Source organism: Tsukamurella sp. PLM1, assembly GCF_023168325.1.
GTDB lineage: Bacteria > Actinomycetota > Actinomycetes > Mycobacteriales > Mycobacteriaceae > Tsukamurella.
On record NZ_AP025688.1, the window covers coordinates 3349769 to 3362425 of the forward strand.

Annotated in this window: 10 protein-coding genes and 2 pseudogenes; 8 read left to right on the forward strand and 4 right to left on the reverse strand. The window is 72.1% G+C overall.

What is annotated here, in order from left to right; translation table 11 throughout:
- Nucleotides 1–96: 96 nt before the first annotated feature.
- The 6 genes and pseudogenes from MTP03_RS17210 to MTP03_RS23990 all read left to right on the forward strand — a co-directional run bounded on the left by MTP03_RS17210 (nt 97) and on the right by MTP03_RS23990 (nt 7945).
- Nucleotides 97–4557, forward strand: a pseudogene (locus MTP03_RS17210) (ATP-dependent helicase).
- A 268-nt stretch (nt 4558–4825) separates the two neighbouring features.
- A complete protein-coding gene (locus tag MTP03_RS17215) occupies nt 4826–5212 on the forward strand; it encodes a PaaI family thioesterase (RefSeq protein ID WP_248489265.1) in 387 nt (128 codons plus the stop codon).
- Between the two features lie 54 nt (nt 5213–5266).
- Nucleotides 5267–5482: a dodecin gene (locus tag MTP03_RS17220; RefSeq protein ID WP_248489266.1), complete on the forward strand. Its 216-nt coding sequence runs from the start codon at nt 5267–5269 to the stop codon at nt 5480–5482.
- 271 nt (nt 5483–5753) lie between these two features.
- Nucleotides 5754–6977, forward strand: coding sequence for an IS110 family transposase (locus MTP03_RS17225; RefSeq protein WP_248489267.1), 1224 nt, complete (start codon nt 5754–5756; stop codon nt 6975–6977).
- A gap of 16 nt (nt 6978–6993) precedes the next feature.
- Nucleotides 6994–7326, forward strand: a pseudogene (locus MTP03_RS23985) (DJ-1/PfpI family protein); the annotation flags it as partial.
- Between the two features lie 115 nt (nt 7327–7441).
- Nucleotides 7442–7945: a GlxA family transcriptional regulator gene (locus tag MTP03_RS23990; protein ID WP_371820794.1), complete on the forward strand. Its 504-nt coding sequence runs from the start codon at nt 7442–7444 to the stop codon at nt 7943–7945.
- A 20-nt stretch (nt 7946–7965) separates the two neighbouring features.
- Here the strand turns inward: MTP03_RS23990 and MTP03_RS17235 are convergent, their stop codons facing one another.
- The 3 genes from MTP03_RS17235 to MTP03_RS17245 all read right to left on the reverse strand — a co-directional run bounded on the left by MTP03_RS17235 (nt 7966) and on the right by MTP03_RS17245 (nt 9731).
- Complete coding sequence (locus MTP03_RS17235) at nt 7966–8547, reverse strand: dihydrofolate reductase family protein (protein ID WP_248489268.1); 582 nt, start codon at nt 8545–8547, stop codon at nt 7966–7968.
- A gap of 29 nt (nt 8548–8576) precedes the next feature.
- Entirely contained in the window at nt 8577–9185 is a 609-nt protein-coding gene (locus MTP03_RS17240) for a hypothetical protein (protein WP_248489269.1), read from the reverse strand.
- A gap of 102 nt (nt 9186–9287) precedes the next feature.
- Entirely contained in the window at nt 9288–9731 is a 444-nt protein-coding gene (locus MTP03_RS17245; RefSeq protein ID WP_248489270.1) for an SRPBCC domain-containing protein, read from the reverse strand.
- Nucleotides 9732–9859: 128 nt separating this feature from the next.
- Between MTP03_RS17245 and MTP03_RS17250 the strand changes: the two genes are divergently transcribed.
- Together MTP03_RS17250 and MTP03_RS17255 are read left to right on the forward strand one after the other, a co-directional pair.
- The gene (locus tag MTP03_RS17250) at nt 9860–11410 is read left to right on the forward strand and encodes an MDR family MFS transporter (RefSeq protein ID WP_248489271.1); all 1551 of its coding nucleotides are present in this window, start codon (nt 9860–9862) and stop codon (nt 11408–11410) included.
- 50 nt (nt 11411–11460) lie between these two features.
- Nucleotides 11461–11997, forward strand: coding sequence for an META domain-containing protein (locus MTP03_RS17255; RefSeq protein ID WP_248489272.1), 537 nt, complete (start codon nt 11461–11463; stop codon nt 11995–11997).
- On the opposite strand, the gene MTP03_RS17260 is transcribed toward MTP03_RS17255, so the two are convergent.
- Nucleotides 11994–12638 carry a response regulator transcription factor gene (locus MTP03_RS17260; protein ID WP_248489273.1) on the reverse strand — a complete coding sequence of 215 codons (645 nt, stop codon included), beginning with the start codon at nt 12636–12638 and terminating at the stop codon, nt 11994–11996. The two genes, MTP03_RS17255 and MTP03_RS17260, sit on opposite strands and share 4 nt — an antisense overlap.
- Nucleotides 12639–12657 lie beyond the last annotated feature (19 nt).

A 12657-nucleotide genomic window follows, 5' to 3' on the forward strand; every position in this document is an offset into this window, starting at 1 on the left:
CGACGAATCAGGGGCCGCACGACGAATACGAGGCGGGTGCGATGGAAGAGAGCCGCGGGCCCGGAACATGTCGGTGGGGTGCGCCATGATGGACCCATGCCGGACGCCCTCCGGGCGTTCACGCCCGCCACCGCCGAATGGTTCCGCGAGTCCTTCGCCGCGCCCACCGCGGCGCAGGCCGGTGCCTGGCGGTCCATCGCACAGGGGAACAACACACTGGTCGTGGCGCCCACCGGCTCGGGGAAGACGCTGTCCGCGTTCCTCTGGGCCCTGGACCGGCTCGCGGACCGCCCGGCACCGTCACAGCCCGACGGTGCGCGCGTCCCCCCGCCAGGCACGTCCGTCCTCTACGTCTCCCCGCTCAAGGCCCTGGCGGTGGACGTGGAACGCAACCTCCGCGCCCCGCTCGCCGGGATCGCCCGCGTGCGGGAACGGCGCGGCGAACCCGCTCCCGCGGTCACCGTCGGGGTGCGCTCGGGGGATACGCCCGCGCAGCAGCGGCGGCAGCTGGTCCGCACTCCCCGGACATCCTCATCACCACGCCCGAGTCGCTGTACCTCATGCTCACCTCGCAGGCCCGCGAGACCCTCACGCACGTGCACACGGTGATCGTGGACGAGGTGCACGCCGTCGCCGGCACCAAACGCGGCACGCACCTCGCGCTCTCGCTGGAGCGGCTCGACGAGCTGCTCGCCGTACCCGCCCAGCGGATCGGCCTGTCGGCCACCGTCGAGCCCGCGGAGGAGGTCGCGGCCTACCTCGGCGGGCCGCGCCCCGCGACCGTCGTGCGGCCACCGGCGCAGAAGGAGTTCGAACTCACCGTCACGGTGCCGGTGCCGGACATGACGGAGCTCGACGTCGTTTCCGACGAGGACGACGCCCCGCAGCAGGGATCGCTGTGGCCGCACGTGGAATCGTCCGTCGTGGACCTGATCGAGCGGCACCGCTCCACCATCGTCTTCGCCAATTCCCGCCGCCTCGCCGAGCGGCTCACCGCCCGGATCAACGAACTGGCAGCCGGAGTACACGCCGGCGGCCCCAATCCGCACGTGGCCGGCGGGGCGCCCGCGCAGCTCCTCGCGAGCGGCCAGACCCACGGCGCGGCGCCGGTGCTCGCGCGGGCGCACCACGGCTCCGTGAGCAAGGAGCAGCGCGCGATCATCGAGGACGACCTGAAATCGGGACGCCTGCGCTGCGTGGTCGCGACGTCCAGCCTGGAGCTGGGGATCGACATGGGCGCGGTCGATCTGGTGATCCAGGTCGAGGCGCCGCCGTCGGTGGCGGCCGGCCTGCAGCGCGTGGGCCGCGCCGGCCACCAGGTGGGCGAGCCCAGCCGCGGCGTGTTCTTCCCCAAGCACCGCACCGACCTGCTGCACAGCACCGTCACGGTGCAGCGCATGCGCGACGGGGCGATCGAAGCGCTGCGCGTGCCCCGGAATCCCCTGGACGTGCTGGCTCAGCAGACGATCGCCGCCGCGGCCATGGATCAGTTGGACGTGCACGAGTGGCTGGCCCTGGTGCGCCGCGCACACCCCTATGCGGCGCTGCCGGATTCGGCGTACGAAGCGGTGCTCGACCTGATCTCGGGCCGCTACCCCGCGGAGGACTTCGGCGAGCTGCGCCCGCGCGTGGTCTGGGACCGCGACGCGGGCACGCTCACCGGCCGCCCCGGCGCCGGGCGACTGGCCGTCACCTCCGGCGGCGCCATCCCCGACCGCGGCCTGTTCGGCGTGTTCATGGTGGGCGAGAAGGCCTCCCGCGTGGGCGAGCTCGACGAGGAGATGGTCTACGAGTCCCGGGTGGGCGACGTCTTCGCGCTGGGCGCCACGAGCTGGAGGATCGAGGAGATCACGCACGACCGGGTCCTGGTCTCGCCCGCCTTCGGACAATCGGGCCGGCTGCCGTTCTGGATCGGCGACACCGTGGGCCGGCCCGCGGAGCTGGGCCGCGCGATCGGCCGATTCACCCGCGAGTTCACCGCGCTCGCCGTCGGTGAACAGCGGGAGCGGGCGAACGCGGCCGGGCTCGACGCGTGGGCCACCGACAACCTGATCGCACTGCTCGACGAGCAGCGCCTCGCCACCGGGGTCCTGCCCACCGACCGCACGCTCGTGGTCGAGCGGTTCCGGGACGAGTTGGGCGACTGGCGGGTGGTGCTCCACTCCCCGCTCGGGATGAAGGTGCACGCGCCCTGGGCCCTGGCCATCGGCGCGCGGCTGAACGCCGCGCTCGGCCTGTCCGGCGCCGTCACCGCGACGGACGACGGCATCGTCGTCCGGCTGCCCGACACCGACGACTCCCCGCCCGGCACCGAGCTGTTCCGCTTCGAGCCGGACGAGATCGACGGCCTGGTCACCGCGGCCGTGGGGTCGAGCGCCCTGTTCGCGTCGCGGTTCCGCGAGTGCGCGGCCCGCGCGCTGCTGTTACCGCGGCGCGACCCCGGCAAGCGCGCCCCGCTGTGGCAGCAGCGCCAACGCGCGAGCCAGTTGCTGGAGGTGGCGCGGCAGTACCCTCAGTTCCCGATCGTGCTCGAGGCCGTCCGCGAGTGCCTGCAGGACGTGTACGACGTGCCGGAGCTGATCGCGGTGCACCGGGCGCTCGCCGCGCGCACCGTCCGGCTCGCGGAGGTCGAGACGGTCGCACCGTCGCCGTTCGCGGCGTCGCTGCTGTTCAGCTACGTCGGTGCGTTCATGTACGAGGGCGACGCGCCGCTGGCGGAGCGTCGCGCGGCGGTGCTGAGCCTGGACCCGGCGGTGCTGTCGCAGTTGCTCGGCCGGGTCGAGCTCACCGAACTGCTCGACGCCGACGTGCTGGCCGAGGTCACGGCCCAACTGCAGCGCACCGCCCCGGGTACCGAGCGCGGACCACCGAGCAGGTCGCCGACCTGATCCGCGAGCTCGGCCCGCTCACCCGCGCCGAGGTCGACGAGCGTTCGGAGGGCGCGCCGACCGCGGTCGACGAGTTGCTCGCCGCGGGTCGCGTCTTCGCGTACGGCGACGGGTGGATCGCGGCGGTGGAGGACGCGGCGCGGCTGCGCGACGGGCTGGGGGTACCGCTGCAGCCCGGCATCGCGTCCGCGTTCACCGAATCCGTGCCGGACCCGATCGCCGACCTGGTCTCCCGCTACGCCCGCCGGCACGGCCCGTTCCCGGCCGCCGAGGTCGCGGGCCGGTACGGGCTCGGCGTCGCGGTGGTGCAGCGCGCCCTGACCGATCTCGTCGCGGCGCGCCGAGTGGTGGAGGGCCGGTTCGTCCCCGCCGACGACGAGGCGCCGCAGTTCTGCGACGCCGAGGTGCTGCGCCGCATCCGCCAGCGCAGCCTGGCGCGCCTGCGGCAGGACGTGGAGCCGGTGCCCGAGCGGGCGTACGCCGAGTTCCTCGCCGGCTGGCACCACCTGACGACCCCGCTGCGCGGCATCGACGGCGTCGCGACCGTGATCGACCAGCTCGCGGGCGTCCCGATCCCCGCGTCCGCGTGGGAGTCCCTGGTCCTGCCGCAGCGGGTCGCCGACTACTCCCCCGCGATGCTCGACGAGCTCACGGGCACCGGCGAGGTCGTCTGGACGGGGCACGGTGCGATCGGCGCGCAGGACGGCTGGATCGCCTTCCACCCGGCGGACCTGGCGCCGCTCACGCTCGGGCCGCCGGCGCCGCTGGACACGACGGCGGCGCACGAGGCGATCGAGGACGCCGTCCGCGGCGGCGGCGCCTACTTCTACCGGCAGCTCACCGGCGCTACCCCGGAGGCGCTGTGGGACCTGGTGTGGTCGGGCCGGCTCACGGGCGACACCTTCGCGCCGGTGCGCGCGCGGCTGGCGGGCGGCCGGCGCGCGACCGCCCACCGCACGCCCCGCCGGGCGCCCCGCGCGCGGTTCCGGGTCGCGGTGGACCAGGCCCCGCCGTTGGTCGCGGGACGGTGGTCGCTGCCGCCCGCGCCCGCGGAGGCGAGCGCCACGGAGCAGTCGGCGGCGATCGCCGAGCAGTTGTTGGAGCGGTACGGCGTGGTGACCCGTGGCGCGGCGGCCGCCGAGCGCGTCGAGGGCGGCTTCGCCCGCGTCTACCGCACCCTGGCCGCGTTCGAGGAGTCCGGGAAGGCGCGGCGCGGCTACTTCATCGAGCGCCTCGGCGCGGCCCAGTTCGCGCGGAGCGGCACCGTCGACGCCCTGCGGGACGCGGCGGCCGCGCTCGAGCGGGCCGAGGAACGCGGCGAGACCGCCGCGCTGGTCCTGGCCGCCACCGATCCGGCCAACCCGTACGGCGCCGCGCTGCCGTGGCCCGACCGCGGCGACGACGGTGCCCGTCCGGGCCGCAAGGCGGGCGCGCTCGTGGTCCTGGTGGGCGGGGCGCTGGCGCTGTTCGTCGAGCGGGGCGGCCGCACGCTGCGCACGTTCACCGACGCGTCGGAGGCGGCGCTCGCCGCGCTCGCCGGGGCCGCGCCCGGGATCGGCGGCCTCACCATCGAGAAGGTCGACGGTGCCCCCGCCCTCACCTCGCCCCTCGCGGGGCGCTCGGCGCGGCCGGTTTCGCCCGCACCCCGAAGGGCCTGCGGGCGCGCTGACCCGGCATCGCCTCCCCTTGTGGCCCCCGTTTCGTCGCCCCCCGTTTCGTCGCGGTCCCCCCGTTTCGTCGCAGCCCCGCCGGAACGCCCCGCTCCCCCCGATTCGTTCTGCCCCGACTGATACGCCGCGCGTTCCGGTGGGGCGGGAACGAATCGGGGAGGACGAATCGGCGGACACCGGACGGCACCGACACCGCCGGCCGGAGTCCGAGCGCGGCCGCCGCCCGCCTGGTGCTCACGCCGCGGAGCGATCGGCGAAGATGGACCGATGAGCGATCAGCAGCCCGTGGACCGGTACGCGCAGTTCCTCGGCATCGAGGTGACCGGGCACGGCGGCGGTCGCGCGGTGTCGACGGTGACCGTCACCGAGGACCACCTCAACCCGCACGACACGACCCACGGCGCGTTCGTCTTCGCCCTCGTGGGCACGGCCGTGGCCGCGGCGGCGAACGACGAGGAGCACACCGGCGTGGCCAGCGCGATCCACATCGACTACCTGCGGCCCACCCGCCTCGGCGATCACCTGCGCGCGGAGGCGACGGTCGGCGAGCGCCTCCCCAAGGAGGACGTCTTCGTCATCCGCGTGACCGACGCCGGCGGCGATGCGATCGCCCGCGCCTCCGCCCGCTTCACCCGGCGCGCCCGCTCCCGATAACCGCGCTAGCCGTTCGGCCTCCCCGCCCGCCGGAATGGCGGAGGATGACGAGGTATGACGAACAACGTGTATCGAGTGATCGAAGTGGTGGGGACCTCCACCGAGGGGTTCGACACGGCCGTCGCCAACGCGGTCGACCGCGCCTCGCAGACGATGCGGAACCTGGAGTGGTTCGAGGTGGTGTCCACGCGTGGGCACATAGAGGACGGCGCGGTCGCGCACACGCAGGTGACGCTGAAGATCGGGTTCCGGATGGATGGCGCGGACTAATGGGAAGTGCCGGTCAGCTTGGATCGATGTTCGGCAGACTTGGCAACTGGTAGCCGCTGCTGGGTGAGCACTCTCGCGGACTGGGCCTTCGAGCCCTTGGGTCAGATCGTGCCCCCAGCGGTGCGCCAGGAAAGGTCGATCGCTGCTGGGATGTCGTGCCGGCCCTGCTCGGCAGGTGTGTGAGTACTGGTCCATTAGTCCGCGACTTACCTTCCCCGGCAGGGCTGCCGGAGCAAGTTCCGTGTTGTTGCAGCCAAGGGAGGTGTCGGGAATGTTGTTCATCGGAGACGATTGGGCTGAGGACCATCACGATGTGGAGGTCCAGGACGAACACGGCCGCGTCCTGCGCCGCGCCCGTTTGCGGGAGGGTATCGAGGGCATCACCGCGTTCGGTGAACTCGTCGGCCGGTTCCTGCCCGAGGACGGTGAAGCCGCTGACGTGCTGGTGTGCATCGAGGTCGACCGGGGCCCGTGGGTGAACGCTCTGATCGCCGCCGGGTACCGGGTGTTCGGGGTTGATCCGCGGCAGGCGCATCGGCATCGGGAGATCCTGTCCAGTTCCGGCGCGAAGAGCGACAAGGGTGATGCGCACGCCCTGGCCGACATGGTCCGGGTGCGGCGGCATCAGCTCCTCGAGGCCGGTCGGGACTCGGAGATCTCCGAGGCGGTCAAGGTCGTCACCCGCGCGCATCAGAGCATGATCTGGGACCGCACCCGACACATGCTGCGACTGCGATCAGCTCTGCGGGAGTACTTCCCCGCGATCCTGATCCTCTGTTCGGAGCTGGACCTGGCGTTGACCAGCCGCCCGATTCTGGCGTTGCTGGCCAAGGCACCCGATCCTGGGTCGGCGGCGAAACTCACACCGCGGCAGATCCTCCCGATGTTCAAGGGTTGCCGTAACAAGGACGCCAAAGCGGCTCGGGTGCAGCAGATCCTGCGCGGCGAGCACCTCGGGCAACCTGCTGTGGTCACCGCCGCGTATGCGGCTTCGGTGCGTTCCTCGGTCGCAGTGCTGGGTGTGGTCATCGAGCAGATCACCGTCCTCGAAGAGGAGGTGAAGGCGCATTTTGGCCGGCACCCGGCCGCTGAGATCATCTGCAGCCAGCCCGGCCTCGGACCGATCCTCGGTGCCCGGGTGCTCGCCGAGTTCGGGGACGCTCCCGGCCGCTATCGCAGCGCCAAAGCGCGCAAGAACTACGCCGGGACCAGCCCGATCACCAAACAGTCCGGCAAAACGAGAGTCGTCGCAGCCCGATACGTGCACAACGACCGCCTCATCGACGCGCTCCAGCTGCAGGCTTCCTGCGCCCTGCTGCACGACACAGACGCGAAGACCTACTATGACCAGCTCCGCGCCCGCGGCCTCAAGCACAACCCCGCCCTGCGCCAGCTCGCCAACCGCCTCGTCGGCATCCTCCACGGCTGCCTCATCCACGGTGCCCAATACGACTCGGCAGTCGCATGGGCCCACCGACATCCCGTCGCTGCTTGACACTCAACGTCCAGGGATGTCTGACCCCGCCGGCGTCCGGGAGGTGGCGGTCGCGGTCTGCGACGGCGTGACGCTGATCGACGTCGCGGGCCCGGTCCAGGCCCTCAGCGACGCGGCCGGCTACCGGGTCCGGATCGCCTCGCGCGACGGCGGCCCCGTGGTCACCGACGCGCACGTGCCGCTGGTCGCCGACTGCTCGTGGGCGGACGTCGAGTGCGCCCCGGTGGACACGCTCCTCGTGCCCGGTTACCCGCCGGGCGCGCTCACGCACGTCGACGGGGACTTCCTCGCCAGTGTCTCGCGGATCGCCGCCGGCGCCCGCCGGGTGGTCTCGGTCTGCACGGGCGCGTTCGTCCTCGCCGCTGCGGGGCTGCTCGACGGGCGGCGGGCCACGTCGCACTGGCAGGCCCTCCCTGCTGGCGACGAGGTTCCCCGCGGTCGCGTGGCAGCCCGACGCCATCTACGTGTGCGACGGACCGGTGATCACCTCCGCCGGGGCGACGGCGGGAATCGACCTCGCGCTCGCTCTGATCGGCGAGGACCACGGCGAGGAGCGCGCACGTGCGGTCGCGCGGTACCTCGTGGTGTTCCTGCAACGCCCCGGTGGCCAGCAGCAGTACGGGCCGCCCGAGGCGATCCGGCCGGCGCACCCGCTGGTGCGGGCCGCCACGGAACGGATGGCCGCAGACCTCACCGCCGACCACAGCCCGCCGGCGCTGGCGGCCGCGCTGGCCATCAGCGAACGCCACCTCGCCCGTCTGTTCCGCCGCGAACTCGGCAGGACCCCGGGGCAGCACCTGGAACACCTGCGGGTGCGCGCGGCGCAGCAGTTGCTGGAGTCGAAGGAGTCGACGGTGCCCGGCGTGGCCCGGGCGGCCGGATTCGGCACGGCGGAGAGCATGCGGCGCGCGTTCCACCGCGTGCTCGGGATCTCGCCGTCGGCGTACCGTCACCGTTTCCGGTTGTAGCGCCGGTCACCGGGCGGCGTTCACCGGTGCAGGGTCGGCCGGTAGACGAGCTCCTGCGTGTGCCCGTCGAGCGTCGTGGACTCGAGGAGCTCGAGGTCGAAGTCGTCCGCGCCCTGCAGGATCGGGCTGGTGCCGGAACGGCCGGAGATCACCGGGAAGACGGTCACCTGAAGGCGATCGACGAGGCCGGCGGCGAGCAGGGTCCGGTTCAGCGACAGGCTTCCCTGGGAGCGGAGCGGAACGTCGGACTCCTCCTTGAGTCGCGTCACGATGTCGACGGCGTCCCCGCTCACGATGGTCGCGTCGGGCCACCCCAGGGTGTCCCGCAGCGTCGACGAGATCACGGTCGCGGGGGTGCGCAGTGTCCTCACGTTCCACTCGTCGAGAGCGTTGGGGTCGTCGCCGCCGGCGAGAACGGGAGCGGTCTCCCGGAAGGTGGTGGCTCCGAACACCATCCGTTGCGCACTGTCGAAGATCTGCGCGCGGTGCGCGAGGAGCTCCGGCCCCTGCTTCCCCCAGTAGCCGCCCCAGTCGCCCTCGGCGCCGTACGAGCCGAAGCCGTCGAGGGTGCTGAACACGTCCCAGGTGTACGTAGCGGTCATCTCTTCTTTCCTTCCGGTTCAGTGCTGGTCTACGACGGCAGGTACAGCGGCACCACGACGAGCGCCACCGCGATCAGGATGTCGAGCACCGCGCACCACTGCGCCCAGGAGCGGGCCACGACGCGGTCGCGGATCAGGTGCACGAGGTCCCAGATCCCGTGGCCGAACCAGCCGGCCGCGACGACGTAGCGCGCGAGCTGCGGCTCGGCGAGCAGCCCCAGCACCGACAGTGCGCCGAAGGCCGCCAGCCCCACCAGCTGGAGGCGGGCGACCCCGTCGGCGAACCGGCCGCGCACGTGACCGACGGCGGCGAACGCCAGCGCGACCCCGAGGACCACTACCACCGGTGGAACCAGGTCCTGCATCTCCAGGCCGACGAAGCAGACGAGCAGGACGACGAGCACGGGCCACGTGAGACGCCTCCGGTCGAGCGCCACCATGATCACGTACATGGTGGGCAGCAGCGCCATCGCCGCCGCGAGGTTGCGGACGAGCTCGTCGGTGACCTCGGACGAGAACGTGTCCACCGACATGGCGACGGCCAGGCCGGCGGGCCAGCGGGAGGCCGCCAACGCCGCGATCCCCCGTTCTCCCGCCGTGTCCGGCGGTGTCACCGCGGGCGCGCTGCTCTCGTTCATGCCCCGATCGTGCGCGCCTGCGCCGGCGGCGTCACGAGCCGACGACGGTACCGGTCCGTCAGCGTGGAATGTCGGTCCGTGGCGGCGCGCCTGTGCCGTGCATCAGCGGGCGAGGTGCTCCGCCCGCCGGACCAGGCCGTCGACGTTGCCGTCGAATCCGCGCCGGAGGTTCGCGCCGAGCGCGGCACCGACGACGGGGGACAGCGGACCGTCGAGCTGGAAGTGCGAGGTGTAGCGCGACCGGCCGTCCCCGAGGTCGACGATGCCCTGCTCGCGGATGCTGCGCAGCAGGCCCATCGGGGCCGGCTTCATCGCGTAGGAGAACCCGCGTCCCTCGTCGACCGCCACGATGTACTCCTTCTGTGTCATCACCTTCGGCGGTCGTAGCGCCACCCGCATCACGATCGCGCCGCCGGGCCGCAGGTCGCAGGTCGCCGAGACGGCGAACGGATTCCACTCGCCGTAGGAATCGAAGTCGGTGAGCGCCTGCCACACGAGGGCGGCGGGCGCGACGATCTCGCGGGCGTGGTCGATGACGAAGGCCATGCCACCAACCTAGAACACGTTCCATCGAAGTGGGAGCCGCATCACAACGAATCTGTTGGAGGAATAGCTTCGCGACCGTTACAGTTGCACCCTGCACGTTATTACTTAGAGGCTTGAAGGAAGGTCCGATGTCCGAGATCACGGCGGAAACCCCGCCCCACTCCCCCGCCCCCATGACCCACCGGGAGATTCTCGAGGTCATGGCGGGGCTGCTGGCAGGCCTGTTCACCGCACTCCTGAGCACCACCGTCGTCTCGACGGCGCTCCCGCGGATCATCTCCGACCTGGGCGCCTCGACCACGGCGTTCTCCTGGGTGATCACCACCGCACTGCTCGCCAACGCGGCGTCCACGCCCATCTGGGGCAAGCTCGCCGACCTGTTCAACAAGAAGATCCTGGTCCAGAGCGCACTCGTCATCTTCGTGGCCGGCTCGATCCTCGCCGGCGCGACACCGAACGTCGAGGTGCTGATGGTCGCGCGCGTGATCCAGGGCATCGGCATGGGCGGCCTGACCGCGCTGGTCGTCGCCATCATCGGCAGCATCATCCCGCCCCGCGAGCGCGGGCGGTACTCCGGTTACATGGGCGCGGTCATGGCCGTATCGATGGCCGGCGGCCCGATCCTGGGCGGCGTCATCACCGACCACATCGGGTGGCGCTGGTGCTTCTACGTCAGCGTGCCGCTGGCCGTGATCGCGCTGGTCGTCATCCAGCGCACCCTGCACCTCCCCACGAACCGCAAGGACGCGGTCACGATCGACTGGCTCGGCGCCACCCTGCTCACCGCCGGCGTGTCGGTACTGCTCGTGTGGGTCTCGTTCGCCGGCAAGAACTACGGCTGGCTCTCGGTGTCGTCGGCGGTGTACCTGGCGGCCGGCCTCGCTCTGCTGGCCGCGACGGTGCTGGTGGAGAAGCGCGCGAAGGATCCGATCATCCCGCTCGACATCATCACCGAGCGCACCACCGGGCTGGCGATCATCGCCTCCATCGCCGTGGGCGTGGGGATGTTCGGCGCCATGTCGTTCCTCGGCCTGTACTTCCAGAATTCGCGCGGCTACAGCCCGACGATGGCCGGCATCCTCACCATCCCGATGGTCGTCGGCATGCTCCTCTCGTCCGTCGTCTCGGGCCAGCTCATCACCCGCTCGGGCAAGTGGAAGCGCTACGTCGTGGGCGGCGCGATCGTCCTGGCCATCGGGTTCGCACTGCTCAGCACGATCGATCACCTGACCCCGATCTGGCAGGTGCAGGTGTACATCGCGATCATGGGCTTCGGCGTCGGCGCGCTGATGCAGAACCTGGTGCTCGCCGTGCAGAACACCGTCAGCGTGCAGAACATCGGCGCCGCGTCGAGTTCGGTCGCCTTCTTCCGCACCTTCGGCGGCGCGATCGGCGTCTCCGCGCTGGGCGCCGTGCTCACCGCCCGCGTGACGGAGCTCGTGAAGTCGGGGCTCATCGAGCATCGGATCCGCATCCCCGACCCGCACAACCCGCTGGTCGCGGAGATCACCAATGCTGCATTCGGCGATGCGACGGGGCGGATCTTCCTGGTCTCGACGGCGTGCGCGATCGTCACCCTGCTCGCCGTCGCGCTGCTGCCGAACAAGCCGCTGCGCACCACGATCGACATCGAGGACCCCGGGGAGGACGCCCCGCTGGATCTCACCAAGAACAACTAGGGTGTTACTGAAGTTTCCACTGTGACGAAGGAGGCGGCATAATCGCAAGCATGACGCGTACGACCGCCTCCTTCGTCCTCCCCCTCGTCACGGGTGCCGCGCTGCTCACCGCCGGGTGCGCCGGCTACGCCGGGGCCGACCCCGCGAACCCCTCCACGCCCGCCGGTTCGTCCGCCGCGGCGCAGCCCGGCAAGCCGGCGCTCGTGGGCGCGCAGTGGCGCCTCAAGACCGACCCGAGCGCGTGGTTCCGCGTGCTGGGCTCGAACATCTCGGGCAACGACTCCTGCAACACCCTCACCGGCACGGCCACCTCGCTGGCCAGCGCCGATCGGGTCGATTTCGGCGCCGGCCTGGCCTCGACGATGCGCTACTGCCCCGACCCGAAGGGCACGCAGACCGCGATCAGCGAGGCCCTCAAGGGCGAGCGGCTCTGGTCCCGCAACGGCACCGAGCTCGTGCTCACCGACCCGGACAACAACCGGTCGTGGACCTTCGTCCTGACCCCCGCCGGAGCCTCCTCGTCCGCGAGCGCGGCACCGTCGACGAGCACGGCACCGTCGGCCCCGTCCCAGGCCGTCCGCCGCTAGTCCATCTCCCCGGCGGCCCACACGGCGGCGGCCACCTCGACGCGGTTGCGCGCCCCCAACCGGCGCGTGACCGCGCCCAGGTGCGTCTTGACGGTGCCGAGGCTGATCACGAGTTCGTCGGCGATCTCCGCGTTGGTGCGGCCCCGCGCGACGCAGCGGGCGACTTCGCGCTCGCGCGCCGTCAACTCGCCGAGCGCCGCCGCGGCTTCCGCGTCCCGCGCCCCGGCGGCCCGGTTGCGGGCCAGCAGGTCGACGGTGAGCTCGGGGCTGATCAGGGCGTCGCCGCTCGCGGCGGCCCGGACCGCGGCCAGCAGGAGCTCGGGGCCCGCGTCCTTGAGCAGGAATCCCGAGGCGCCGGCGGCCAGCGCGGCATCCACGTAGTCGGGCTCGCCGAACGTCGTCACCATCACCGCCCGCGTCCCCGCCTCGGTCACCCGACGGCACACCTCGATACCGTCGATGCGCGGCATGCGGATGTCCAGCAGGGCCACGTCGGGCCGGGTCTCCGCGATCACCGCAACGGCCTCCACGCCGTCCGCGGCACGGCCGACCACCTCGACGTCGGCGGCGGCCCCCAGGATCATCGCGAAGCCGATCCGCACCATCTCCTGATCGTCCGCCAGCACCACGCGGATCGTCATCTCACGCCACCTCCAGGGG

What these genes read in the sequence shown, in the direction of transcription:
- MTP03_RS17245 (WP_248489270.1), bottom strand. Translation starts at nt 9,731, where the DNA reads ATGGCCTTCGTCATCGACCACGCCCGCGAGATCGTCGCGCCCGCCGCC.
- MTP03_RS17215 (WP_248489265.1), top strand. Translation starts at nt 4,826, where the DNA reads ATGAGCGATCAGCAGCCCGTGGACCGGTACGCGCAGTTCCTCGGCATC.
- MTP03_RS17220 (WP_248489266.1), top strand. Translation starts at nt 5,267, where the DNA reads ATGACGAACAACGTGTATCGAGTGATCGAAGTGGTGGGGACCTCCACC.
- MTP03_RS17225 (WP_248489267.1), top strand. Translation starts at nt 5,754, where the DNA reads ATGTTGTTCATCGGAGACGATTGGGCTGAGGACCATCACGATGTGGAG.
- MTP03_RS17240 (WP_248489269.1), bottom strand. Translation starts at nt 9,185, where the DNA reads ATGAACGAGAGCAGCGCGCCCGCGGTGACACCGCCGGACACGGCGGGA.
- MTP03_RS17235 (WP_248489268.1), bottom strand. Translation starts at nt 8,547, where the DNA reads ATGACCGCTACGTACACCTGGGACGTGTTCAGCACCCTCGACGGCTTC.
- MTP03_RS17250 (WP_248489271.1), top strand. Translation starts at nt 9,860, where the DNA reads ATGTCCGAGATCACGGCGGAAACCCCGCCCCACTCCCCCGCCCCCATG.
- MTP03_RS17255 (WP_248489272.1), top strand. Translation starts at nt 11,461, where the DNA reads ATGACGCGTACGACCGCCTCCTTCGTCCTCCCCCTCGTCACGGGTGCC.
- MTP03_RS17260 (WP_248489273.1), bottom strand. Translation starts at nt 12,638, where the DNA reads ATGACGATCCGCGTGGTGCTGGCGGACGATCAGGAGATGGTGCGGATC.